The sequence below is a fragment of the Clostridium sp. SGI.024 genome, assembly GCF_050315195.1.
Taxonomy (GTDB): Bacteria; Bacillota; Clostridia; order Clostridiales; family Clostridiaceae; genus Clostridium.
This window is the reverse complement of record NZ_JBNPON010000008.1, coordinates 63805-89214: the sequence shown is the minus strand read 5'-3', so window position 1 is coordinate 89214 and position 25410 is coordinate 63805. Positions and strand designations below refer to the sequence as shown.

Annotated in this window: 23 protein-coding genes and 1 riboswitch; of the genes, 2 read left to right on the top strand and 21 right to left on the bottom strand. The window is 27.1% G+C overall.

Annotated elements, in window-relative coordinates; translation table 11 throughout:
- The 7 genes from ACQRD5_RS04585 to ACQRD5_RS04555 all read right to left on the bottom strand — a co-directional run.
- Positions 1 to 826: NPCBM/NEW2 domain-containing protein (locus ACQRD5_RS04585; protein ID WP_427746536.1), on the bottom strand; the 826-nt coding region annotated here is incomplete at its 3' end.
- Positions 827 to 1284: 458 nt separating this feature from the next.
- A complete protein-coding gene (locus ACQRD5_RS04580) occupies positions 1285 to 2541 on the bottom strand; it encodes a transcriptional regulator (RefSeq protein WP_291627645.1) in 1257 nt (418 codons plus the stop codon).
- A gap of 18 nt (positions 2542 to 2559) precedes the next feature.
- Positions 2560 to 3861, bottom strand: a complete 1302-nt coding sequence (locus ACQRD5_RS04575) for a helix-turn-helix domain-containing protein (RefSeq protein WP_291627652.1) — start codon at positions 3859 to 3861, stop codon at positions 2560 to 2562.
- A gap of 382 nt (positions 3862 to 4243) precedes the next feature.
- On the bottom strand, positions 4244 to 4417 hold the full coding sequence (locus ACQRD5_RS04570; RefSeq protein ID WP_291627643.1) for a YtxH domain-containing protein: 174 nt from the start codon (positions 4415 to 4417) through the stop codon (positions 4244 to 4246).
- A 78-nt stretch (positions 4418 to 4495) separates the two neighbouring features.
- Positions 4496 to 5455, bottom strand: a complete 960-nt coding sequence (locus tag ACQRD5_RS04565; protein WP_294169558.1) for a ribonuclease H family protein — start codon at positions 5453 to 5455, stop codon at positions 4496 to 4498.
- 22 nt (positions 5456 to 5477) lie between these two features.
- The gene (locus ACQRD5_RS04560) at positions 5478 to 6437 is read right to left on the bottom strand and encodes a YkvA family protein (protein ID WP_427746535.1); all 960 of its coding nucleotides are present in this window, start codon (positions 6435 to 6437) and stop codon (positions 5478 to 5480) included.
- 24 nt (positions 6438 to 6461) lie between these two features.
- Entirely contained in the window at positions 6462 to 6884 is a 423-nt protein-coding gene (locus tag ACQRD5_RS04555; protein ID WP_427746534.1) for a hypothetical protein, read from the bottom strand.
- A gap of 222 nt (positions 6885 to 7106) precedes the next feature.
- Here ACQRD5_RS04555 and ACQRD5_RS04550 point away from each other — a divergent pair, with 222 nt between their 5' ends.
- Complete coding sequence (locus ACQRD5_RS04550; protein WP_291627635.1) at positions 7107 to 8846, top strand: ATP-dependent metallopeptidase FtsH/Yme1/Tma family protein; 1740 nt, start codon at positions 7107 to 7109, stop codon at positions 8844 to 8846.
- A 106-nt stretch (positions 8847 to 8952) separates the two neighbouring features.
- On the opposite strand, the gene ACQRD5_RS04545 is transcribed toward ACQRD5_RS04550, so the two are convergent.
- The 4 genes from ACQRD5_RS04545 to ACQRD5_RS04530 all read right to left on the bottom strand — a co-directional run bounded on the left by ACQRD5_RS04545 (position 8953) and on the right by ACQRD5_RS04530 (position 12439).
- Complete coding sequence (locus ACQRD5_RS04545) at positions 8953 to 9420, bottom strand: DUF3990 domain-containing protein (protein WP_294169554.1); 468 nt, start codon at positions 9418 to 9420, stop codon at positions 8953 to 8955.
- A gap of 119 nt (positions 9421 to 9539) precedes the next feature.
- Complete coding sequence (glf, locus tag ACQRD5_RS04540) at positions 9540 to 10655, bottom strand: UDP-galactopyranose mutase (protein WP_291627631.1); 1116 nt, start codon at positions 10653 to 10655, stop codon at positions 9540 to 9542.
- 20 nt (positions 10656 to 10675) lie between these two features.
- Entirely contained in the window at positions 10676 to 11692 is a 1017-nt protein-coding gene (locus ACQRD5_RS04535) for a glycosyltransferase family 2 protein (RefSeq protein ID WP_427746533.1), read from the bottom strand.
- A 270-nt stretch (positions 11693 to 11962) separates the two neighbouring features.
- Positions 11963 to 12439 (bottom strand): pyridoxamine 5'-phosphate oxidase family protein, encoded by a 477-nt coding sequence (locus ACQRD5_RS04530; protein WP_321129606.1) that lies wholly within the window; start codon positions 12437 to 12439, stop codon positions 11963 to 11965.
- Between the two features lie 382 nt (positions 12440 to 12821).
- On the opposite strand from ACQRD5_RS04530, the gene ACQRD5_RS04525 reads away from it, so the two are divergent.
- Positions 12822 to 13262, top strand: coding sequence for a hypothetical protein (locus tag ACQRD5_RS04525; RefSeq protein ID WP_291627629.1), 441 nt, complete (start codon positions 12822 to 12824; stop codon positions 13260 to 13262).
- Between the two features lie 222 nt (positions 13263 to 13484).
- Here the strand turns inward: ACQRD5_RS04525 and ACQRD5_RS04520 are convergent, their stop codons facing one another.
- From ACQRD5_RS04520 to ACQRD5_RS04475, 10 genes are all read right to left on the bottom strand, one after another.
- Positions 13485 to 14189, bottom strand: a complete 705-nt coding sequence (locus tag ACQRD5_RS04520; RefSeq protein ID WP_291627628.1) for an N-acetylmuramoyl-L-alanine amidase family protein — start codon at positions 14187 to 14189, stop codon at positions 13485 to 13487.
- Positions 14190 to 14304: 115 nt separating this feature from the next.
- Positions 14305 to 15492, bottom strand: coding sequence for an alanyl-tRNA editing protein (locus tag ACQRD5_RS04515; RefSeq protein ID WP_427746532.1), 1188 nt, complete (start codon positions 15490 to 15492; stop codon positions 14305 to 14307).
- Positions 15493 to 15539: 47 nt separating this feature from the next.
- Positions 15540 to 16028: a prolyl-tRNA synthetase associated domain-containing protein gene (locus ACQRD5_RS04510; protein WP_291627622.1), complete on the bottom strand. Its 489-nt coding sequence runs from the start codon at positions 16026 to 16028 to the stop codon at positions 15540 to 15542.
- A gap of 206 nt (positions 16029 to 16234) precedes the next feature.
- The gene (locus ACQRD5_RS04505; protein WP_320899934.1) at positions 16235 to 17065 is read right to left on the bottom strand and encodes a MetQ/NlpA family ABC transporter substrate-binding protein; all 831 of its coding nucleotides are present in this window, start codon (positions 17063 to 17065) and stop codon (positions 16235 to 16237) included.
- A 295-nt stretch (positions 17066 to 17360) separates the two neighbouring features.
- Positions 17361 to 17999 carry a methionine ABC transporter permease gene (locus tag ACQRD5_RS04500; RefSeq protein ID WP_320899932.1) on the bottom strand — a complete coding sequence of 213 codons (639 nt, stop codon included), beginning with the start codon at positions 17997 to 17999 and terminating at the stop codon, positions 17361 to 17363.
- A complete protein-coding gene (locus tag ACQRD5_RS04495) occupies positions 17999 to 19030 on the bottom strand; it encodes a methionine ABC transporter ATP-binding protein (protein ID WP_291627617.1) in 1032 nt (343 codons plus the stop codon). The genes ACQRD5_RS04500 and ACQRD5_RS04495 overlap by 1 nt, the downstream gene beginning before the upstream one ends.
- A gap of 89 nt (positions 19031 to 19119) precedes the next feature.
- Positions 19120 to 19262, bottom strand: a riboswitch (SAM riboswitch).
- Between the two features lie 81 nt (positions 19263 to 19343).
- A complete protein-coding gene (locus ACQRD5_RS04490) occupies positions 19344 to 19631 on the bottom strand; it encodes a DUF503 domain-containing protein (protein WP_291627615.1) in 288 nt (95 codons plus the stop codon).
- A 92-nt stretch (positions 19632 to 19723) separates the two neighbouring features.
- A complete protein-coding gene (locus tag ACQRD5_RS04485) occupies positions 19724 to 20368 on the bottom strand; it encodes an HD domain-containing protein (protein ID WP_294169536.1) in 645 nt (214 codons plus the stop codon).
- A gap of 81 nt (positions 20369 to 20449) precedes the next feature.
- Positions 20450 to 20737, bottom strand: coding sequence for a hypothetical protein (locus ACQRD5_RS04480; RefSeq protein WP_294169534.1), 288 nt, complete (start codon positions 20735 to 20737; stop codon positions 20450 to 20452).
- A gap of 307 nt (positions 20738 to 21044) precedes the next feature.
- Positions 21045 to 25352, bottom strand: a complete 4308-nt coding sequence (locus ACQRD5_RS04475) for an NPCBM/NEW2 domain-containing protein (RefSeq protein WP_427746531.1) — start codon at positions 25350 to 25352, stop codon at positions 21045 to 21047.
- Between the last annotated feature and the right edge of the window lie 58 nt (positions 25353 to 25410).

The following is a 25410-nucleotide window of genomic DNA, read 5'->3' as shown; positions in this document are numbered from 1 at the left end:
GTTCATCATTTAATAACCAATCAAAGGTATCTCTAAGAGCCTCATTATCTCTTAAATTATTTTGTAATGACTCATAACCTAATCTTCTTACTAATTCTCTTTCTTGAATAAGCTTTTTATTCTCTGCATAGTTAGCTTCTACACTTTTCTTCGTAATTTCTGCATCATACTCATTTAAAGTTTTAATACCTGCATATTTTTCACTATTTAAATCATAGCTTGATTTAACTAACCTAGCATCAGCATAAATTGAATGGTCTGCTTCATTACCTCCATTGTTTTCAGCTACTAGTCTTAAATACTTAATACCTTGAATATTTATATCTACTAATTTAGATTCACTTGCACCAGTCATAATACCTGTTGTTTCTACATTGCTCCAAGTAGTTCCATCTTGAGATGTAGAAATTATAAATTTAACACCATTACCTCTACCTCTCATGGAGTAGTCTACTCCTAAGCGTGCTACAAATCTAGAGTATGTAGTTGAATAATCTTCCACATCATATATTAATGTAGATTTAGCATGAGCTCCAACCCCTTTAGCATACTCTATTACTTCACCATTATTAAGTAATTTAATTATACCACCGTTTATATTTTTGTTTATTGTTATGCTTCCGTATTCTACTTGTGACTTACTTGCATCATACTGTATATCTGATAAGTAAACATAATTCTGTTCAACTTCGCTGTCTGAGCTTTCTGAATTTGAATTAACCACTACTTCGGCCATAGCCTTAGTAGTGTTAAACGAAAAAGGGTTTAACACTACCGACGCTACTAAAACCCCCGCTAACATTAACGATAGACCTTTTTTCTTCAAATTATCTCCTCCCATAAAAATAATTTTAAATAAGTAATATTTTGTTTATGAATAATTCTATATATCCCCTAAAACTTCTTTTATACCTTTTAGGATTTATATAACAATTTGGATTATATATATTTTTATTTTTAAATAGAGATTTTTGTTTCATAGAGATTTCTATATAGTAGAAAATTTTGTGTAATAAAGAATTTTATAAAGTAGAGAATATTTAGAATTTTCCTACTATTATTGTAGAACACTTTTATATAAATATAAATACTATTAAATAAAAATAATTGTTATTTACAAAAAATCTTTCAATATACTATAATTTTTAGTCCATTGAAAGAATAATAAAGTAGTAAAATAGTAGAACATAAAACTTTTAAAGCCTTAGATTTATTTTTTAACAAAAAAAGAACTGCGCCTAATTTTTAATGCAACAGCTCCTTTATTTTTATAATAAATATATATTATTTCTCTAGTTTCATAGCTAATGTAAAATACTTCAAAGAATCCTTTACATCTCCTAGCTTATAGTACATTTCTCCCATGTCAAGATATCTTTCATGTCTCTTTTCTTTGTTAGCAAATTTAAATAAGGAATCAAGTGAAAGGTTCATATACATCTCAGCTTGGACATAAAGTTCTTTTTTCTGAAGTATCATACCTTTTAAATAATATGCTTCTTCAATTAATGCTATATCATTAGTATCGATGGCAGAATTTAAGGCTTTATCTGTAATTTCATAGGCAATATCATATTCCTTATTTTCATAAAGAGTTTTAACACATTTATTTAAGAATCTAACATATTTCTTTTCATCTATTGTAGGGAATAAATCAATGCCTTCCATAATTTCTTGAATTGCCTTTTCTCTGTTATTTGCGTAAAAATAACTTTCTCCAGTTTTCCCCTTAGCAATTGCTAGCACTGCTACTTTTTCCTTTTTATATTCATAAGATATATTTATATATTTTTCATAATTCTTCTTATTTAGTCTTATACAAACAGTTCCAAAGCTATGATAAATATCTCCCTTATCTAAAGCCTTCTCAATACTATCTACATATTTTAATGCTTCTTTTAAAATATCATAAGCTTTATCCAATTTACCTAACTTTTCAAAAGATTTTCCTTCTCTATAGCAAATATATGCATAATCTGCTTTACTAAAATCCTTCTTATTTTTTATAATTGATCTTATTCTGCTAAAGTAGTTTATAGCTTCATTATAATCTTTAATGCTATAAAAGAAAGTTGCCATATCTGCATAGTAAGTTATAGTATTTTCAGGAGTATTATTTTTTTGATATAAATCATAGTATTGTGAAATTATTAATTGTATATTTTCAACTTTATTTTTCTTAACATAATAATTAAATAGCATATGAATTAACTCAAAGGCCAAATCATTATAGGAATAATCTAAAGCATAAGTTAAGTTATGATTAATAACATTATCAATTTCTTCATCTGGAACTAAGCCTCTTTTAATTAATTTTAAATTATTTATTATTTGTTCCTCTACATCTCTTACTAAATAATCATAATCAAGTCCAAGTTTTTCTGATATATATTCTAAAACATCTTTATCAGCCTTAATTTTTCCATTTTCTATGCAACTCATCTTAGATATAGAAACTTTATTTCCACATAATTCTTTTAAGGTTATTCCCTGATATACCCTCGCCCTTTTTATTTTTTCGCCAGTTGATAATATTTCCATTTAAATCCCCCGCCTGAATTAATTTTTAAGTATTCCTAACTTCCTAAAAATATTAACTCCTTCATCTAAATACTTAGCTGCCTCTACTTCTTTTTTATTATCTATATAGAACTTTCCTATCATTATTGATAATTGCCCAGCTTGTTTTTGTAAATTATTTTTTTTAGCTAAGTCATAAGTATCAAGTAAAACATATTCAGCTTCTTTAAGTAATTCCTTAAGAATATAAATTCTATACCATAGTAAATTCAACTCTATTAGATTTTCTATATCCCCTTCGTCTAGGAAAGAACTTATCTCTATAAGTATCTCTTCGCATTTTGAAATATCCTTTAACTTAATATAGTTTTCACAAATATTCATTAATGTATTAACTACTTTAGAATCATTTCTTCTTATTCTAATATTCTTAGATATTTCATAATGCTTAAAGGATTCTTCAATATTCTCAAATTCATAGAATAATTTTCCCAAATTATTTTCTATTTCAGATATATTATGTAATTCATCTAGTTCTTTATACACCTCTAAAGTTTTTTGTGAATATTTAATAGCATTTGCTAAATCCCCTTGCTTATTATATTCCTTTGATAACAATAGTAAGGTTTTAGCGTATTCTTCTCTATTTCTAACTTGTTCAAATTTACTTTTTGCCAAAAATGAATAATTCATTGCATTAGTCATGTCTTCTATATTAAAATAAGCCTGTGCCATATAATAATATATTTCACCAAGTAAGAAATCATCTCCTATATTATTATCTAAGTAGACCTTTTCAGCTTGTCTTAAATAACTACTAGCAGAATGAAATGCATTTTGTTCTAAAGTTATTTTTCCTAGGTTTAAAAATGTATTAACTATTTCTTCGTAATTATTATTTTTAATAAATATAACATTTGATGACAAGAAAAATTGTTGTGCTAAAGTATACTCTTCTTTAGCTTTACATATTTTAGCTCTTAAATATATAATTTTTGCCTTTCTATACTCTAAATTATATTTTTCAACATAATACAAAGCATTTTCTATATATTTTTCACCAGTAATATAATCTCCAGATAAAATATAAGATTCGGCAACTTGCTCATAATACACACTTATCTTTTCTGCTTGCGTCTCTTCTGATTCCATTAAGTACTCAACTGAAGTTTGTAAAGCTCCTGCTAAATATTCAAGTAGATCCATAGAAGGATTAGAACGCCCTGATTCAACCAAGCTGATTTGTCCTGGAGTAATTCTATCTCCAGCTAAATCCTTAAGAGTCATATCTAACTCTTTACGTCTTCTTTTTATTTTTTCTCCTAATGCAAGAATCTCCATCATTACTCTTCCTTTTCATACCAATATATTAATATTCTATACTTTTCCTATAATTTTAAATTATATCATAATTTAACCATTTTTAATAGTAATTCTCCATATAATAAACCTATTAATTTGCTTTTTTCGTCAAATTATAATATAAATAAAAATATTTTCTTATTTTTTCCTTTTAAATATTATATCATTAAAGTAAGTAAAAACACTAATAATTTTAATTTTTTTCTTTAAATTTTAATTATAAAAAAATAAAGAGAACAATATAATGTTAGCTGTGACCTCGCAAGCTCCAAGTCACACTAACATTATATTGATCTCTTTTTATACTGAAGGAAATAATTCTTTGCGACGTCGCAAGTTCCAAGCCTTCAGAATATAATTTCTATCTCATATATCCAATCATCATATCACAAGCATCTTCTGCCATATTCATAGCTCTTCTGCCAACTCTTTTTAAATTTCTTTGAGTTCTTCTATCTAATTGTGGTAGCATAACAGCAGTTACTGCAACTCCTATCACAGCTCCTGCCGCCATTCCTTTAATCATTCTTAGCATTTATATCACCTCATAAATATTATTCTAATATTATTATTTGTATTTTTTAATCTTATATTCATGAAATGATTATTATAATTATTTATTAATTTCCTTATTTAATAGATATTCTCCATAACTTAAAATATCCTTTTGTTTTTCCTTAGGAAGTTTCTTTAGAATATCTCTTAGCTTTTCTATTATTTCTTCCTCTTCTTTATAATTATTATCTATAGTAGCCTCTTCTTTTACTTTAGCTTTTAAAATTATAGAAGCATCTTTATCATCTATTATAATAGAATCATCTTTAGAAATAATATTATAGTCTCTATCCTTAGCTATATTTTTAAGTTTTTCCTTAACTAAATTATTAGAAACAATAATTTCATTACTTCCAAGATATTTGTAAAACTCATTATTAGACTCAATATTTAAGGCTTCCTTACATTTTTCATCTGCAATTTCATTATATAAATCACCTGTATGACTATCTACTTTAACAAAAATCACTTCAATACCACTATTCATTAGACTTTTCATCTTATTATGATAATCTATTGATGATTGTTCTTTTCTTTCCCAAAATCCTGTGGCATGATGAGCAATTCCAGCATAGTCATGGAAAATAACTACTTTCTTTTCCTTTTGTCTTAATGCATATTCAACACCTTTAACTGTAGCTTCTAATTCTCCAGCAATTTGTCTTATAGCTTTATTAGAATTATCTTCACTTCTACCATTTTCAACATATTCTATAACATTATCTTTTACAGCTACTAAAGCATAGGCATATCTTTCTGTAGAAATATTATAGCTTCCATCTACATAAATATGTAAACAATCCATAGGATAAGTATCTACACCTTTTTTTAGCATTCCATCTCCATTAGTTAAAAATGCCTTAGCTTCATTTATATCTTCAAAGCTTTTATATTTAGCTCCTTTAACTCCTTTTATATATCTTTGACATTCTGCCCAAGTATCTACTATTAAGTTTTCAACTTTTTCATTAGTACTAAAGTTAAAACCTTCTTTTATTGCATAAACTTTTTTTGCCATTTATAGTACTCCTTCGATTATTCTATAATGAAACAATTTCCTCTATAAAATTGTAAATCTTCTCTACATTTCTAGCTCCTGTAAAGTTTATTACATATTCCACAATATTTCTTATTACAAAAACAATATCATTTTTCCCTTCCCAATTTTCTAATACTACCTTAATTGGTACATCATCAATTATTCTTTCTAATGCAAAAAATGCAACTGCTATTTCATCTACTTTACCTATAAAAGGTATACTATCTGGTATTATATCCGTTGGAAAAGCAATATATGCCACAGCTCCTGAAATAATTAGCTTTGTTTTTAAAGAAACTCTCTTATCCTTTAATAATCTATACAATAAAGCTGCCATATCTGGTACTATAAATAAATAATCACTATAAGTTTTTATCTTTTGTGGAAGCTTTTCTACTGCAAAATTTCTTCCTTTACTATAATAATCCTTTACCTTTTCTATATTTTCATCAATTTCTTCAAATTCATCTTCTTCTTGTTCTTCTTCTACTGGAACTTCTTTTATTAAGGTACCCTTTATTGAAATATCAATATTAGCTACATCAACATTTAAAAGATCTTGAGTAAAATATATATCTGCTATATTTAAATCAACATATGGAACATCCTTTAATAAATGTTTAATATTTATTACTACCTTACCATCCTTATAGCTTATCCCTTTTTCTTCTAAAGATTTTAATGCAAACTTTAAGACTGCTTTTCTAACTAATGAGAATATCTTTAATTTTGCTACTTTAAAAGTTGAAACCTCTCCATGTATAATTCCATCTTCAACTCTACTTACTTTAACACCTGCTACAAAATTAATTGTTATTCCTTTTGTAAAGCTTCCATGTAATATTATTTCGTCATCAATATCAATTTTTTCTAAGTTTAAACCTTCTACGCTTACAAACTCATTTAAAATACTTAATAAATCTTCGCCTGTTAATGCGACTTTAACACTTGAAATATTCATACTTACCTCCCATTAATAAGTTAACTATGCATTAATATATAATTCTAATTTAGAGCCTATTATATAAAGTAGCTTGTCCTTTATATATACATCCTCTATATTTGCTTCATACTTGTTTAAGTCAATAATAATATCTTTTCCTTTAATAATAAGCTGATCTTCACCAATGATTTTAATTACTGATTTTAAAACTACATTGCTAATTCCTTTTAACATTCCTAATTTATCTATACTTATATCTTTTGTTCTAATAACTATTTTATTATTATAAAAACTTTTAATATATAGACTACCACTAAATTTGCTATTTATTTTGTTAAAAATTTTACCTGAAAAATTAATTTCATTATCTATTTCTATATGGGTTATCTCTATCCCTTTATCCTTGCCTTTTAAATTAACTAACTTAGTAATATCCTTTGATGATAACACAGTTGAATAAAGCAATTTTATTATCTCTCCTTATATATTGCTTATTAAAATCATTGTTCTAATCAGTCAGCTATTTTACTTAAAGTATACTCTATTTACATAACTTTTTAAAGATATCTTTTTGGTTTGGCATTTATTCCAACACTTACATAGGAATAATCTAGGCTATTAAGTGGACTAAATATTTAAAGATGTTAAAATATTTTTGATAGTTAGTCTTCTATTTAGGAGGTAATAATGAACAAACTAAAGAAAAATTTAATTTTTATTCCAATAGCAACAGCTATTCTTTCAACATTAGTTTTAATGTATTTAAGTTTTGGTAAAACTGCTAACTACACTAAACAATATTCAATATTTTTACAAGATATAACTGATAATAATATATCTAAAGTAATTATTAATAATAGCTCTAAGCTTACTGTATTTTTAAAGGATGGTAGTAAATACTCTACTGAAAATCCTAATAGTCCAACCTTAAAAGAAGATTTATTAAAAAATAATATAGAAATTTCAGATGAAAATATAAGTAGTCCACCTAAGACTATTACATCCATAGTACTTTTAGCTTCAGTAATTTCAATTGTATTTATTTCTATGGGTAAAAGAAGTACATCTAAGATTACTAACTTAGATATAAAAGATTTTTCTACAGAAGAAAATGTATTAAACTTTAATTCAGTTGCTGGAAATGAAGAAGCTAAGGAAAGCCTTATGGACATAGTTGACTTCTTGAAAAATCCTGAAAAATATAAGGAATATGGAGCTAGAATGCCAAAGGGAGTTATATTATATGGTTCCCCAGGTACTGGTAAAACTCTTCTTGCTAAGGCAGTTGCAGGTGAAGCTAAGGTTCCCTTTTATGCTTTAAGTGGTTCTGATTTCGTACAAGTTTATGTGGGGGTTGGTGCTGCTAGGATAAGGAATTTATTTAAGAAAGCAAAAGCTCATGGTAAAGCTGTTATCTTTATAGATGAAATAGATGCTATAGGTAAGAAAAGAGGTGGCTCTAGTGCTTCCAGTGGAAATGATGAAAGAGATCAGACCTTAAATGCTCTTTTAACAGAAATGTCAGGCTTTGGTGAAAAAGAAGGCATAGTAGTAATTGCTGCTACTAATAGGTTAGATACCCTTGATTCAGCACTACTTAGACCTGGTAGATTTGATAGACATATTGAGGTTTCATTACCTGATTTATCTGCAAGAGAAAAAATTATATCTCTACATTTGAAAAATAAACCTTTTAAAGAAATAAATATTAAAGATATTGCTAAAAAAACTGCTTATTTCTCAGGTGCAAAATTAGAAAGCTTAATTAATGAAGCTGCAATTATTGCTGCTAAAGAAAATTCACCTTCATTAACAGAAGAACATATAAATAAAGCTTATTCAATTGTACTTGCAGGTTATGAAAAGAAGGAAAGAGGACATTATTTAGAAGAAGATAGACTTTTAACTTCATACCACGAAGCAGGACATGCTCTTCTTTCTCTTATAAAAACACCTGAAGATAAGGTATCAAAAATTACTATTATTCCTACTACTAATGGTGCAGGTGGATATACCTTAACTATACCTAAGGATAAATCTTATCAAAGATTAGATTACTTAAAAAATAGAATCATGGTTTTATTAGGAGGTAGAGCTGCTGAAGAAATTATTTTCGGAAAAGAAAGAATTTCAACTGGTGCTGAAGGAGATTTAAGTCAAACTACTGAAATGGCTATGGCTATGATTTCAGAATATGGAATGGGAAATACTCTAGGTTTATTAAAGCTCTCTAAATTAGGTAACCTTTCAGCTAGTTATGGAAATCCTATAGTTGAAGAATGTAGGGAATTAGTTAATTCATTATATGAAGAAACTATTAGAGTATTAAATAAAAATAAAGATATACTAGATAAATTAGCTATGGAACTTTTAGATAAAGAAACTCTTGAGGAAGATAGAATTTACGAGATTTTAAGGAAGAAGTAAGAGGTAAGAGTTAAAATAAAAAAATGAATATATAAAAAATCATAAAAGGTAGTTAAACACTGGATTGTTTACTACCTTTATTTATTTTAACTATAATAATTTTCTATCATTTCACTTTATAACTTTCTATAAAATTAATACAATCTAGAGCTTTAATTGTATGGAAACTTATTTGATGAGTTGGATATTTGAATTTCATCAATTCAAAGAATTTTTGCTTATTCATTTGACCTTGTGTGTATGCTTCAATGTAATCATAAATAGTATCATCTGCCATTGGTCCAATAACAACATCATATTCATGTGTATTTCCACTACGACATTTAACCACAAACTCTAGCCATTCATCAGTATAATCTTCAAACGCCTTAATATTCAATGAATTAATATCTTTAACTTCATAAACATTTACTATGGATGTATTAAATTTATCTGCCCACTTTTCAGCTTGCTCTTTTATTTTAGTACAATAAAATCCCCAAGAAAAATCCTTTGTAAATCTATGCTTACGTATCTCTGGAAATTCTATTTCCATATAACTTCTATGATATATTAATTCATAATTTCTTTCCATAAGTTAACCTCCAACTTCAAGGATAAATTTTAATATTATTTATTAAATTATACCATACTAATATTTAATATTATAATATCATTAAATTCTCTTTTATTATTTTATCATTAATTTTCTATTTACTTATTAGATGCTGCAAATACTTCTTTAACCTTTTTTAAGGCTACTTCTATGACTTTATCCATATCATAGTATTTATATTCTCCTAGACGCCCACCGAAAATCACATTATTTTCAGACTCTGCAAGTTCACTATATCTATTATATAATTCATTATTTTTATCATCATTTATAGGATAATATGGTTCATCACCAATACTCCATTCCTTGCTATATTCTCTGCTTATAATTGTTTTAGGCTGATTTCCAAATTCAAAATGCTTATGCTCTATTATTCGTGTATATGGAGTTTCCTTATCAGTATAATTTACAACTGCATTTCCTTGAAAGTTTTCAATATCTAGAATCTCATTTTCAAAGGCTATACTTCTATATTGAAGAACTCCTAATTTATAATTAAAATATGCATCTATAGGTCCTGTATAAACTACTTTTTCAGCAATACTATTCCATTTATCTTTTTCCTTAAGATAATCTGTATTTAATTTTACTTCGATTTTATCTATGATTTTTTCAACTATGCTAGTATAACCACCTATAGGTATACCCTGATACCTATCATTAAAGTAATTATTATCATAAGTAAATCTTACTGGTAACCTTCTTATTATAAATGAAGGCAGTTCACTACAAGGTCTTCCCCATTGTTTTTCAGTATATCCCTTAATTAATTTTTCATATATATCTCTTCCAACTAAATTAATTGCTTGCTCTTCTAAGTTTTTAGGATTTTCAACATAGTTATCACTGCATTGTTTTCTAATTTCTTCTTTAGCTTCCTCTGGAGTTTTAACACCCCACATTTTATTAAAGGTATTCATATTAAAAGGAAGATTATAAATTTCACCACAATAATTAGCTATAGGGCTATTTGTGTATCTATTAAAATCTACAAAATTATTTATATAATCCCATACTTCTTTATTATTTGTATGGAAAATATGTGCACCATATTTATGCACATTAATATCTTCAACTTTATCTGTATAAATATTCCCTGCTATATGATTACGTTTTTCCAATATTAAACATTTCTTACCACGTTTTTTTGCTTCATGTGCAAATACAGCACCATAAAGTCCAGCTCCAACAATTAAAAAATCATATTTTTCCATAATAATTTACCTTTCTTCTATCAGTTAAATCCTACAACTAGCTGAGATATTTTATATACTCCTATACAAATTTTACGTCCTATTAAACCTGGTAAATTTATTAGTTGTCCCATTAATTTATATCTAAGAGTACGATATAAATTTACATCTTTATCTTTAATATATTTCCATAATTCCTTCTTCTTCTTTAAGTTTTCTTCTGTACCTGAACGTATAAGCAATACCCCTGATATAGCAGTAATAATCTCCAAATAATTAATCATATATTTATAAAGTTTTTTATTATCTATATCTTCTAAGTCAATATTTTCTATCATTAATTTGTTTACTTTTATTTGTTGGTCTATCCTCTTTATCATAACCTTCTCATTTACTGATTGATCTTCTCTTCCTATAAGATATCTATAAAATTCAACATTTATATAAAACATCTTTTTTACATTTTTAAGTGGTAAATATACAAATAAATTATCAACATAAAAAGTATGCTTTGGAAGAACTAGTCCACATTCTTTTAAAACCTCAGTTCTGTATATAACTGAATGCATTAAAATATATTGTCCTTTACGGAAAGTTCCAATATCATCCCAGGTAAATATTTTCCCTTCTGGAAGAACGTTATCATATTTCATAACCTTCTTAAACTTAGCATTTTCTTTTTCATATACAAAATTACTTATTATCATATCAACATATTCTTTATTACTATAGAAATCTTTTATAGCATCTAATATTTTAAAGTAAGCTCTAGTATCTACCCAATCATCACTATCAACAACTTTCAGATATAACCCTGTTGCATTTTTTAGCCCAGTATTTATAGTCTCACCATGTCCACCATTTTCTTGATGAATAGCTTTAATTATAGATGGATATTTATTAGCATACTCTTCTGCAATTTCAGCTGTTTTGTCCTTTGAGCCATCATTTATTATAAGAATTTCTACATCATCACCACCTGGCAAAAGTGACTCTATACAATATTTCATATAGTTTTCTGAATTATAACAGGGAATTATTATGGATAATAACTTCATATTTACACCACCTTTACTTATTCTTTATAACTTTAATTTACCTTTTTAATATTATGTATTTAAACCATTTTTTTCTATCCGTTATTATATCATTTGTTATTAGCAATTTAAATACTACTTATTATAATCACGAATAATTTATCTAAATTTTCAAGTTAAGTTATTTCTTGTTACTCTAATAGTTCTAAGAATTTGTCAACATTCTAATAAAAAATCACACCATTAACAAAACATATTAATGGTGTGATTTTTTTATTTAGTAATATAAATTTATTTATACTCTTTAGCAGAGAAATTAGTAACTTCTACCTTAAAAACAGTTACTGCCTTAGCATGCTTGTCCTCAAAAGTAAAATCCTTTCCTGTTTGATGCTTCATAAGTAATGAAAGAGCACTTTTCTTTTCTTCCATATTTTCAACTATTGATGATACACCATTTCCTATAATGCTTTTATAAGAAAATCCATAAAGACAAGGAATTTCTGCTTCAATTAATTTATGTTCACAATCCATCTCAAAGGCAACTTCTGGATTTTCCACTATACCATCTAATTTTCTCCCTTCCTTAGCAGAGTGAAAATATAAAGTTAGCTTATCATTTAAATACGAATATCCAAAATTAAGTGGTACAATATATAAACCTTCCTTATCCTTCATAGCTAATCTAATAACTTTGCAATTGCTTATTATCTCAATTTTCTCATCAATATCTGTTACTTCCCTATCTTTCCTTCTCATGCTTCTCATAATTATCCACCTTTCAATTCTTTAAAATATTATACTCTTATTTACTCTTTTTAACAATAAAGATAATATTTACTTTTTAATGCATAACACTATTTTAAAATATGGATCTATTTTAATGTTGATAATTTATTACTTTTTTAAAATTGAATATATTATTCTCACTCATCATGAGATTATATTCCAAATTAATGTATAATAAGAATATACATTAATGGTCATTTGTATTTTTATATAAGAAAACATTTTTATATTAAATAAATTTTATTAAAAAACTTCTAAAAAGTTATATTTTAGATGAGGCTACAGTAAAATAATTATGAAATTTTAAGATAGGTAACAAGAAAATTCATTGTTAATAAAATAAAAAAAGGAGGCCTATAGAATGAAAAAACTAATCATTTTTATAATTATCTTGATTTTGGCAGGAACTACGAGCTGCTCTTCAAAAGATATTGTAAAGCATAATTATACTTTTAAGGGTGAAAATGAATCATGGATTGCTGAATATACTATAAATACTACTCAAGCATTTATTGAAAATGATGATATCAGCAATTTTGATAGTGAATGTAAAAAAGAATTCTCAATAACTTATAAAAACAACATATCTGAATTATCATCAATAAAAAATATTATAATATCTTATAAAAGTAGCATTTCAAAAGGAGAAATAGTTCAAGATTATAATGATGGTACACAGCCAGAGAAAACTTATAAAATTCAATCAAGTAGTACAGGTGGAGCAGTTGAAAACAAGGATGATATTATAGAAGTAACTGTTAATCTTGATGGTAATATAGAAGTATTTGAATTGAAAAATTAACAATAGTTCTTATATTACAATGTTAAATTATGCAAAATTAAAAGGTGTTGTCCCGCAATGTAAAAAGAAGAAACTCCGCTAGGAGTTTCTAAAAAAATATACCCTGGGACAGTAATTACTTTCGAATTACATCAATAATTCTACATTCTCAATTAAAAAGCTGTTGCCACAACCTTTTATATCAAATTATTTCAATCTAACTTCCCTCTTACTTCTTACTTCTTACTTCTTCACTAATATATTTTCCTCTGGATATGGAACCACATAGGCATCCTTAAATCCTTCACTTTGCAGTCTAATTACTTCCTCTTCAGCAGTTTCATAATCTATATAATATCCAATGCAAATCCTCCAGCCTTCTCTTGTAGGAGTTTTTGGTTTTTTTACTGGAATATCAATTAAAACTTTATTAACCATAGTTAAACAAGCTCTTGCTACCATATGACCATACTTTATAGCACTAAAGTTTTTTTCTATGTCTTCATTTGATAAAAATTCAGCTTCAATAATAACTGATGGCATCTTAGTTTGCCTTAAAGTAGTATAACTTGCTTCCTTTATTCCTCTATCCTTAGATTTTAAATTAGCAAGTAATTCATCCTTTAAAAATCTTGCTAATTCTTCTGATTTATGTCCCTTTTCAAATATTACAATTTCAGTTCCAGTAACAGAATTATCTACAAAGGAGTTCATATGGAAGCTAACAAAATAATCTGCCTCCCAATTATTTGCTATCTCTACTCTGTCCATGACATCTAAGTATATATCAGATGCTCTTGTAAGCAATACTATTTCACCGTTTCTTTCTAATAACCTTTTTGCCTCATAAACAGCTTCTAAAACTATATCAGATTCTCGTCTACCATTTTTACCAACTGCTCCTGAGTCTTTTCCACCGTGACCTGCATCCAATACCCATTTTGCCAACTCTTTCCCTCCCATTATTTATATAGTAATAATATAAATATTTGCATTACTTTATAATTTAGTATATTGGGAATTTCGATAGTTGGTTACAAATTTAATTTTTATAGTTAGTATTTCAACAAAAAAAGTTATAAATATTATTTAAAAACTCTTCTATATTATCTACTTCTCCAACACCTTGGGCTAAAGTCTTACTTCCTCCACCTTTACCATTAACTATAGAAATATATTCTCTAAATATCTGCCCCATATTAACATTTTCTATATTTTTTGAAGAAGCAAGAATTATATTAGCTTTCTCCTTAAACCTTATTGCAAATAAGCAGATAATACTATCTCTTTCGCTTATTTTATTAGCAAGTCTTGTAACATAATCTGTTGATTTATTAAAGAATATCTTATTAATAACAATATATTTTCCTATATTTTTCCCTTCTTTAATAAGTGTTTCTTCTTCATAGTTCAATAATTCTTCTTCTAATATCTTTTTTTCTTTTTTTATTTCTTCTAAGGAATTCTTTAAATTTTTTATTCCATTTAAAGCTTCATGTTCAGTACTATTTAAATAATTACAAATTTCTCTAAGAACCTTATCCTTAAATAAAGAATCATTAATAGCTCTTTCTCCAGCTAAAAATTCTATTCTTGTATTTCCCTTATTTTTTTCAAATTTCTTAATCTTTATCATCCTTAAATCTGATGTTTTATTTGGATGTACTCCACAACAAGCATTAATATCTAAATCACCTATTTTTACAACTCTAATTTCCTCTTCTGTATTAGGTAAATCTCTTCTTAAATTCATAGCATTTAGCTCTTCTTCATTTGGAACTAAAAAACTAACCTCTATTCCATCATTAATAATTTCATTAGCAAACGCTTCTGCTTTTCTTATTTGCTCTTCATTTAATACTCCTATAATATCTACTGTGCTTATTTCTTTTCCCAAATGAATACTTACTGTATTAGCATTAAATAATTTGAAAAAGCATCCCGATAATATATGTTGGCCTAAATGTTGATGCATTCCATCTTGTCTTCGTTCCCAATCTATTTTACAACTAACAATATCATTAACCTCAAAAGGAGTCTTTAACACATTATAAATGATTTTATTTTCTTCATACACCTCTACAACTTCTTTATCATTTATGTATCCCACATCACATAGTTGCCCTCCTCCCCCTGGGAAAAATATAGTTTTATCTAAAACTATATGATATTTATCATTAACTTTTTTAACTTCTATTACCTTTGCCTCAATTTCTTTTAAATATTGATTTTTATAATATAATTTCTCCATAATATCACCTATAATTTATTTTAATACTTCTATAAATTAATTGTACACTAAAATTTTACCACATGTACTTCATTACCATGGTTTCCTATAATTTTTATTAAATCCTCTGTTTTTAACCATACTGTTGCTGTATTATCATTTGGATGAATGCCTATTAATTCTGGTGAATTTTTAAACTCTTCATCTATAAAAAATTGTACTTTACATTCTTTATCATTTAATAAACCAAGAGGTGTAACAGCTCCAGGTATTAATCCCATAATATCCATTAAATCTTTTTCATAAGCAAAGCTTAAAGGTCTTGTATTGTTCTTTTGCCTAAAATCCTTTAAATCAACTCTTTTATCTCCTCTTACTGTTATAAGATAATAATTTCTTTTTTTATCATCTCTAACAAAAAGGTTTTTTGCATCTGCTTCTGGATATGGAACCTCTATATCTTCTATTTCTTTCATATTGTACACTGCTTTGTGCTCTGTAATTTCATGCCATATATTTATATCTTTCAAATATTTATATACTTCCTGTTTGTTCATTATTATATCATCCTCTCTAATTTAACTTTAGTTGTACTTGCTACAAATAATATATATCTTAATTTAAGGTAAACTCTTAATTTGTATTTAAGTATTAAAATATATTTCTACATTATCTATTTCTATAAATTCCTATTTATAAAAATAAAAGATGAAATATTAAGGCTTAATACTTCATCTTTTATATAATAATTTATATTTATTTCTTAGAATGTTGGAATTACTGTTCCATCACTATATTTTTCTTCTATAAACTTCTTAACTTTTTCAGAAGTTAATGCCTTAGTTAAAGCTTTAATTTTTTCACTTTCTTCAGTACCTTTTTTAACAGCTAAGATATTTCTATAGTTTTTAGCTGCTTCTGCATTAGCATATTCTATTGTTAATGCTTCTTTAGCTGGATTTAATCCTGCTTCAAGAGCATAGTTACCATTAATAACTGCTATATCTACTTCTTCTAAAACTCTAGGTAATTGAGCTGCTTCTAATTCTTCAAACTTTAAGTTCTTAGTATTTTCAGTAATATCCTTAGGAGTAACTAATTCTCCATCACCTAACTTAATTAAACCTGCTTTTTCTAATAATCTTAAAGCTCTTGCTTCATTTGATGGATCATTTGGAACTGCAACTGTTGCACCATCCTTAAGATCTTTTAAATCTTTAATAGATTTAGAATAAGCTGCTAATGGTTCTAAGTGAATAGCTGCTGTATAAGTTAAATCTAAGCCTTTACTTTCATTAGTTTCATTTAAGTATGCTATATGTTGGAAGTAGTTAGCATCTAACTCACCTTCAGCTAAAGCTGTATTAGGTGTTACATAATCAGTGAATTCTACTACTTTAACTGTATATCCTTCTGCTTCAAGATCTGGCACTACTTGTTCTACTATTTCCTTATGAGGAACTGGGCTAACCCCAATTGTTATTGTTTTATCTTCAGCTGCTGAGCCAGTACCCTCTGCTTTATTTCCACATCCTACCAAGCCTATTGCTAAAGCTCCTACTAATAAAATTGATAAAATTGATTTTCTTTTCATATTTAAAACCCCCTTAATTTAATGTAAAATGTAGAATGTAAAATGTAGAATTATTGATGTAATTTGTTCCAAATTACTATAAAATTTCTTCAAAACTTCTTAGGAAGTTTTATCTTATTTTACATTTCATTTTACTTTTTTTATTTATATCTAAAAATTTAAAAACTTATAAACCTTAATCTATACACACTTATAATGCGTAATGCATAATTGATAATGAGTAATTTTTGTTGAAACTCTTATGAGTTTCTTAAATTAATGTAAAATCATTCTTCATTTTTCATTTTTCATTTCTCTATTGTGATAATTTTTTATATAAGTAATTTCCTAGTGATTGTAGAACTTGTACAATTATTACTAAGATTATTACTGTTACTATCATTACATCTGTTTGGTATCTTTGATAACCGTATCTTACTGCTAAGTCTCCAAGTCCACCTGCTCCTACTGTTCCTGCCATAGCTGAATATCCAATTATGCTTATTATTGTTAATGTTAATCCTGAAATTATTGATGGAACTGCTTCTTTAAGCATTACCTTAAATATTATTTGTGTATTTGATGCACCAAAGGATTTTGCTGCCTCTACTACTCCTGGATCTACTTCTTTTAAAGCTGATTCTATAATTCTTGCTACAAATGGAGCTGCTGCTATAGTAAGTGGAACTATTGCTGCTGTTGTTCCTATAGATTTTCCTACTATTAATTTTGTAAGTGGCATTATTGCTACCATTAAAATTATAAATGGGAAACCTCTTAAAATATTTATTATTGTATCTAATGTATTAAAAACAGTTTTATTAGGCTTTAAGCCTTTTGGTGCTGTAACTATTAATATAATAGCTGGAATAAATCCTAAAATTACTGAAAATAATGTTGAGAAAAATACCATTATTATGGTTTTATTAAATCCTTCAATTAATATTTCTGTCATTATTTAAGCACCTCCAATACTACACCTTTTTCTTCTAAATAAGCTATAACCTTGTCCTTATCTTTTTCATTAATATTTATTACTAAATTACCTAATATATCTTCTCTAAACTTTTCAAGCTTACCCCAAACTATTGAAAAATCTACATTTAAATCTCTTGCCATCTTTGTTATAAGTGCATTTTCTGAAGATGTACTTGGGAAGAATAACTTAATATTAATACCTGACTCTGGTAAAATATCTTCCTCTTCTTCTCCAAGGAATTTCTTTAATGATACCCCAGGTCTTAAGAATAATTCCTCTGACTTTCCTTCTGCTTTTAATATTCCACCTTCTATTAATGCAACTTTTTCACAAACTTCTTTTACTACTTCCATTTGGTGAGTTACTATTACTATAGTAATGCCTAACTCCTTATTAATTTTAGATAAAAGTGCTAATATATCCTTTGTTATCTTTGGATCTAAGGCTGATGTTGCTTCATCACATAGTAAAACTTTAGGCTCTAATGCTAAAGCTCTTGCTATTGCAACTCTTTGCTTTTGTCCTCCACTTAAGCTTGTGGGCTTTACTTTTGCTTTTTCAGAAAGTCCTACTAAATCTAAAAGTTCATTTACTCTTTCATTTATTCTTTTTCTTCTGTAGCTTCTATAGCTAATAGGTTTTTTATCCCCTAAACTATCTTTATATTCCTTATATTCTTCTTCAAATCCCCAAACCTCTAATGGTAAGGCTATATTATCAAATACAGTTTTTCTATTTAATAAATTAAAGCCTTGAAATATCATACCTAGTTTTTTTCTAAATTCTCTTAATTCATATCCCTTAAGCTCATTAACTTCTCTCCCCATAACATTTATTGAGCCATCTTCATAACTTTCAAGGCCATTTATGCATCTAAGTAAAGTAGATTTTCCTGCTCCACTATGCCCTATTATTCCATATATCGTACCTTCTTCTATAGATAAAGAAACATTTTTTATAACTTCCACATCATTAAATTTTTTAGTTAAATTTTTAATTTCAATCATTTATGTCCCTCCTAGAACTTAAATAAAAACAAAAAACGCACTGGAGAATAAATTCTCTAGTGCGTGTAAATATCACTTGTTGATTTATTCTCTCATCTATCAGCTTTAAAGCTGCAGGATTTAGCACCAAACTTAATATGAGTAATTTAGCTCAATAAAAATTAAGCCTATCACACCTATTAAAGGTTGCTGGGTTTCACAGGGCCAGTCCCTCCACCACTCTTGATAAGAAACATTTAAAAATGTTTATTAAATTTTATAGTAATACTATACATTTATTAACTTTAAATGTCAACAACTATTGCTAAAAAATTTAGAATACTATTACTTCTTTTCTTATATTAATTAATTCTGCATCAGTATTTTCTTCAACAAAATTTATTATATTTTCATATATTGAATCTAATTGTGCATTTGTAGCACAAATCCCTGATATACCAATTGTAATATAGTTATGAATATCTTGATTACCAACTTCATTTACTGAAATATTAAATTTATTTTTAAGTTTTTGAGTTATACTTCTTACTATCATCCTTTTTTCTTTTAAAGAATGAACCCATTCAGCTCTTAAGTTAATAGTCATTATTAGCACCTTCATAATTATCACCCTTTTATTTATATTATACTCTTTATATTAATATAAGTAAAAGAAGGGGAAATAATGCACAATTTTAATTAATAAATCATTACTTAAAAGTTCCATTCACTATAAAACTCCTCTAAGAAGTCTTCCATAAACTTATGTCTTTTTTCTGCTATTTCCTTTGCCGTATCTGTATTCATTAAATCTTTTAATTTTAATAGTTTTTCATAAAAATGATTTATTGTATGATTTTCTGCATTTTTAACTTCATCTAAGGATTTAAAATCCATAGGCTTTATTGATGGATCGTAAATTGGTCGATTTTTATGCCCTCCATAAGCAAAGGTTCTTGCTATTCCAATTGCACCTATAGCATCTAATCTATCTGCATCTTGAACTATTTTTCCTTCAATTGTATGTTGGGTTGAATCCACAACCCCACCTTTATAAGACATAGTTTTTATTATTTTTATTATTGCTTCCATATCATTCTTATCTACTTGTATAGATTTAAGAAATTTCTCCGTAACTGTGGTATTAATATCATTAGACTTTGAAAATTTCCAGTCATCAATATCATGTAATAGTGCTGTCATTTCAACAATAAAAGAATCTGCATTTTCTTTTTCTACTATATATTTAGCTAAGTTATATACTCTTTCTATATGAAACCAATCATGGCCACTTCCTTCTCCATATAATTTCTTTTTAACAAATTCTTTAGTCTTTTCTATCATTAAAACTTTATCCATTTCATTCTCCCTTAGTTGTAAAATATATAATTATTGTAAATTAATCTTAAAATTAAATGTATATTAAAAATTAAATACTCTTTATAACCTTTTATCTATCTTATCATTAGCATATTTACTAATTAATATTGATGCAAATATTAGTGAAGCTTGAAATAGTAAAAATTCATAAATATCATCACATAAAATAATCATGGCAGCAAAAGTTGCAATTGTCATCTGAAAATAAACTTGACCATAGTCTACTTTATTTATTGTTTTATTATTACCTTGTTTTCTTTTCTTAAGATTAAAAACAATTAATAATAAAACAATAATAATTATAAATATAGGCCCACCAATAAGTTTTATTAAAATTTCATCATCCATTTATTATCTCCTTTCAGAGGAAGATTTTCCTCAGTTCCCTTGCTAAGACCTTGCTAAGACCTTGCTAAGATAAGCTTTCACAGTAAATTAAGCTAAAGCTTCATTAAATCTTCAATGCCAATGCACTCAGTTTCTCTCCTCTATTAATAAAAAAATTATAACAATATATTTGTAATAAATCCCATTTTTATATTTAAATGCAATTTTTTCGCCTTTTGTGGAATGAAGTGGTCTAAAAATAAATAAAGAAGATTAAGAACAATGTGAAATTGAACTTAATCTTCCTAAAAATCCTTTTAAATTTTAATTATCTAAAAAACTTTTTTATTACAACAAATATAGCTGTAGCTATGCTTGCAAGGGCAACACTTATTATTGCTATTGTTGTTGGTTTTGCAGAAAATGACTCACTTATAGAATTATTTGATAAATCCTCTTCTTCTTTGCTATCAGAAGTAGAATTTTCTGTTTCATCTTTTTCTTTTTTATTATCAGTTTTATTTTCTGTTTTACTATCAGTTTTATTCTCTTTATTGCTCTCTGAAGTATTAGAAGCTGCATTGTTATCACTAATATTTTCTGAATTATTAGTAGATGATGCAATAGTTACTTCATTAGTAGCATACTCAACTGTAGATTCTGAATATACTTCATTAGTATATTCTCCATCATTTCCTGTTTTCTTTATCCAATCTACAACAGCTATAGATTTTGTTTCATTACCTGCTTTGTCTCTTACTATAAATTCAAATGCACCATTTTCAGTAAAGGTATAGCTAGGATTTCCATCATTGTTTACAACAACTTCATCATCTTGTAATCCATCTATAGTAACAGTTACAGCTTCATTTGTATTATTTATAGTACTATAATTTAAAACAACCATTGGAGGAGTTTTATCTATGCAATTTACCTCTACAGGTACAATAGTTTCATTACCATATTTATCAACAACAATAAATTCAAAGGTTCCATTTTCAGTAAATGTATAAGTATCCTTCCCATCATTATTTTTTATTGTTGAACCTTCTTCTAAAAATTCACTTATAGATACAGTAACATTCTCTTTTGTGCTTTCTAAAGTGCTATAAGTAACTTTTGGAGCTGGCTTCTCTTTAATTATCCAATTAACTTCTGCAACTACTTTAGCTTCGTTTCCAGCTTTATCTCTAACAATAAATTCAAATGATCCATTTTCACTAAAGGTATAAATAGGACTCTTATGGTTATTTACTACTTCTTCATCTTCAGCTAAGCCAACTAATGTAGCTGTTACATTACCATTAGTTGATTCAGTAACATCATACTGAACTTGTACATCTGGAGCTTCTTTATCTATCCAATGAACTTTTGCTTCTAAAGTATGTTGAACTCCGTTAGAATCTGCATATGTAAATATATGTGAACCATTTTCAGTAAATGTAAACTCTGTTTCTTCTGCTGTGAAGTTAGTAGGTAACTTTAATGTAGCAATAACATTCTCATTAGTTGTTGTCTCAGTTGAATACTCTATAATAGGCTCTGCTATATAAGTTTTAGTAGTATCTTCATAGAAGTTTAACATCCTACCACCAAAGAACTTATTATTTTCACTAGCACTATTTCCCCAAGTTTCTGTAGCTACTATCTTTAAATACTTAGCTTGTACTGAAGAAGGTAAGATAATAGATTGTAAAGTATTAGAGTTAGCTATATCAGTGAAAGAATGAACCTTCTCCCAAGTATTACCATCCATACTAGTATATATATCTCCAGATTTTAATCTTCCATTAGCAGACATTGAAGGAAGATATGTTAATTTAGAAATAAATCTAACCTTATCAAATTCTACACTATAGAATTTATCCTTATCAGAACCATTGTATAAAGTATGCCAATTAGTATTTTGATGACCATCTATTAAATTAATAGCAGCATTAGACTGATTATTATTTTGTGAAGAATATTCATAAAGCTTAACATGTCTTAATTGTAAATAAGATTGCTCATCTGTATTTTTATCTTCATAGAAAGTATATTCACTTTCTAATCCTTGAAGATAATTATCGTAAGCCTTATATCTTACTTTTACTACTTTATTTCCTGTAAATCTAGTTTCACTATTTAGTCCTGAAACATAATCCTTCCAAGTAACACCATTATCTTCACTATACTGTAAATTATTATCTGCCCCTATTAATAAATTCTCTAAATCATTTCTATATAAATTTGATGCATCTTTACCATTTTGTATATCAATTGTATATATAGTATCACTACCAACAAGGCCAACTTTTATATCATTCTCTGCAGTTATAGAATTAACTTCTTCTTCTGTTAATTGAATTGTATGATTCTCTGACTGCTTCCAAGTAGTACCACCATCAAGTGAATATTTAACCATTAAGTTTACATTTTCATAATCTTCATTTAACCTAATTTGATTTGCATATTTACCACTAAATGAGAATGATGCTAGAGCTACAGTATTTTTGCCTAATAGTGAATTAGCTACTATCTTACATACATCTGGTTGTAAACTTTGCATTCCCGTTGCATCTTTAGCACTATTTAGAGCATTAGTCTTTAATGTATTTATTTCTACTAAATTCACTTTGTCAGTTATATTTGGAATTATACGATCTAATGCTTCTACCATAGGTAATGGATAATATGTATAGGCTTTTATAATCCTTTTTGCTAGGTCTGTCCATTGTTGGCTTGTCTTATTACCTGAAGCTTTATAACTATCTATTAATCCATCATAAGAATCTAGATTTATATTTAAAGCTTGTAAAGCTTTATTATAAGCTTCTTCTCTTTCAGCACTTCCATTCTTATAAGAATTAGCAATTAAATTATAAAATAATGATTTCTTATAATTCTCATATTTATTTAAAGCACCTTGAGCTAGTACTATATAACTTGCATTATTTTTATTAAATTTATTATAGGATTTACAACCCCAGCCTAAAAGCATTCTTGCTTCTGAATTTGTATTATTTCCCCATCTAGTATATGAATTTGACCAATTACCTACATTGTTCCAAATATTCCATAATCCATTACCTTTTTCATTCTGTGTGTACACTAAATAAGCTTCATGTCCTGGTTGATATACATTTACTGCTGGAATACCATGAACTTCATTAAGATTTGCTCCAACTCCTGATATACCCCAACAAATGCCACCTTTCTCCATAACCATCCAAAGTTTGAATCTATTTTTTTCACCATATGAAGTTACACCATATTGTGTTAATTTATATTTTTTATCCCACTTTTCTCTATTCTCTGCACTATATAATTCAGGATCACCGTAACTAGGTTGAATATAATTAACAAATGAGTAACCATTTAATCTTTTAGATATATCATTAGGAAATCTATCTTCTGAATAATAACGTAGCCATTTTATTTCTTCATCATCCATTTTAGCATCCATAACATATCTAACTAATTCCATGTTATAAGTTTTAAATTCCTCTTTCCTTACAAACTTACCCTCATCATAAAGGTCCTTCATTGCTTTAAACTTTTTAACAGGATCTGATTGAACAAAAGAACCACCATAATCTACAACATAAGTTCTAATAGTTTTAGAATATGCTACAGCAGTGGCAATTAACATTTTTTTATAGACATATCCATTTTCTGAATCTGATAAGCAACCTTTATAGTTTTTATATAGATTACTTAGTGCATTCAATGCATCTGAACCTGATCCATTAAGAAATGTACCAGCTTCAATAAATAATTGTAAAGCATCTTCGTCATTTATTAGCCATTCAAGGGCTTCCTTAACATCTTTGTTATCTTTAACAGCATTTTGTATAGTTCTATATCCAATTCTATTTACAAATTCTCTTTTTAATACTAGATTTAAGTTATTCTTATAATTATCCTCTACTGTTTTTTTAGATAAAATATCATCATAATATGTTAATGGTTGGAAACCTTGATATAATTCACTATTAATATCATAGCCTGTTTTGATTAATCTTAGATCCCCATAAACTGAATGGTCATTAGCATTACTACCATTCATATCAGCTTGTAATTTTATGTACTTTACATTAGCAACATTTAAATCCACATAAAGTGAATTTCCAGCTGCTGTTAAAACTTCTGTTTCTTTTATAAGCTTCCAGTTTGAAGCGTCATTTGATGTATAGATTTTAAACTTTACACCATTGCCTTTACCTGCTTGACTATAGTCAACACCTAGATAAGTAGAAAGTCTAGTATATTCATTAGAATATTCACTAATATTATATATTATTTCTGAAGTAGCATGTGCCCCCATCCCCTTATCAAAAGTAATGACTTCCCCATCAATTTTTAATCTTATTTTGCTACCATTAGTATTAGCATTTTTCACTATATTACCATGATTAGTAAATGAATTAGTCTCATAATTTAAGCTAGATAAGTATACACTATTTTTAGCAGCATTTTCCGTAGAATCTGATTCAATGTCTATTGAATTCTTATTGCTGCTATCTGTAGTATTAGCTGTATTATCAGTAGCTATAGTAGTAGCTGATACATTTTTTACAGTACTTACATAAGGATTTAAAACCATAGTGGCCGTCATTATCCCAGCAAGTAATACTGAAATCTTCTTACTTTTCAAAAAACAATCCTCCTTCAATAAAATAAATAATGTAACTAAATTAAAGTATGATTTAAAA

Coding starts and splice junctions, on each gene's coding strand:
- ACQRD5_RS04580 (WP_291627645.1), bottom strand. CDS start 2,541: ATGGAAATATTATCAACTGGCGAAAAAATAAAAAGGGCGAGGGTATAT.
- ACQRD5_RS04575 (WP_291627652.1), bottom strand. CDS start 3,861: ATGGAGATTCTTGCATTAGGAGAAAAAATAAAAAGAAGACGTAAAGAG.
- ACQRD5_RS04570 (WP_291627643.1), bottom strand. CDS start 4,417: ATGCTAAGAATGATTAAAGGAATGGCGGCAGGAGCTGTGATAGGAGTT.
- ACQRD5_RS04565 (WP_294169558.1), bottom strand. CDS start 5,455: ATGGCAAAAAAAGTTTATGCAATAAAAGAAGGTTTTAACTTTAGTACT.
- ACQRD5_RS04560 (WP_427746535.1), bottom strand. CDS start 6,437: ATGAATATTTCAAGTGTTAAAGTCGCATTAACAGGCGAAGATTTATTA.
- ACQRD5_RS04550 (WP_291627635.1), top strand. CDS start 7,107: ATGAACAAACTAAAGAAAAATTTAATTTTTATTCCAATAGCAACAGCT.
- ACQRD5_RS04545 (WP_294169554.1), bottom strand. CDS start 9,420: ATGGAAAGAAATTATGAATTAATATATCATAGAAGTTATATGGAAATA.
- glf (WP_291627631.1), bottom strand. CDS start 10,655: ATGGAAAAATATGATTTTTTAATTGTTGGAGCTGGACTTTATGGTGCT.
- ACQRD5_RS04535 (WP_427746533.1), bottom strand. CDS start 11,692: ATGAAGTTATTATCCATAATAATTCCCTGTTATAATTCAGAAAACTAT.
- ACQRD5_RS04530 (WP_321129606.1), bottom strand. CDS start 12,439: ATGAGAAGCATGAGAAGGAAAGATAGGGAAGTAACAGATATTGATGAG.
- ACQRD5_RS04525 (WP_291627629.1), top strand. CDS start 12,822: ATGAAAAAACTAATCATTTTTATAATTATCTTGATTTTGGCAGGAACT.
- ACQRD5_RS04515 (WP_427746532.1), bottom strand. CDS start 15,492: ATGGAGAAATTATATTATAAAAATCAATATTTAAAAGAAATTGAGGCA.
- ACQRD5_RS04510 (WP_291627622.1), bottom strand. CDS start 16,028: ATGAACAAACAGGAAGTATATAAATATTTGAAAGATATAAATATATGG.
- ACQRD5_RS04505 (WP_320899934.1), bottom strand. CDS start 17,065: ATGAAAAGAAAATCAATTTTATCAATTTTATTAGTAGGAGCTTTAGCA.
- ACQRD5_RS04500 (WP_320899932.1), bottom strand. CDS start 17,999: ATGACAGAAATATTAATTGAAGGATTTAATAAAACCATAATAATGGTA.
- ACQRD5_RS04495 (WP_291627617.1), bottom strand. CDS start 19,030: ATGATTGAAATTAAAAATTTAACTAAAAAATTTAATGATGTGGAAGTT.
- ACQRD5_RS04490 (WP_291627615.1), bottom strand. CDS start 19,631: ATGAAGGTGCTAATAATGACTATTAACTTAAGAGCTGAATGGGTTCAT.
- ACQRD5_RS04485 (WP_294169536.1), bottom strand. CDS start 20,368: ATGGATAAAGTTTTAATGATAGAAAAGACTAAAGAATTTGTTAAAAAG.
- ACQRD5_RS04480 (WP_294169534.1), bottom strand. CDS start 20,737: ATGGATGATGAAATTTTAATAAAACTTATTGGTGGGCCTATATTTATA.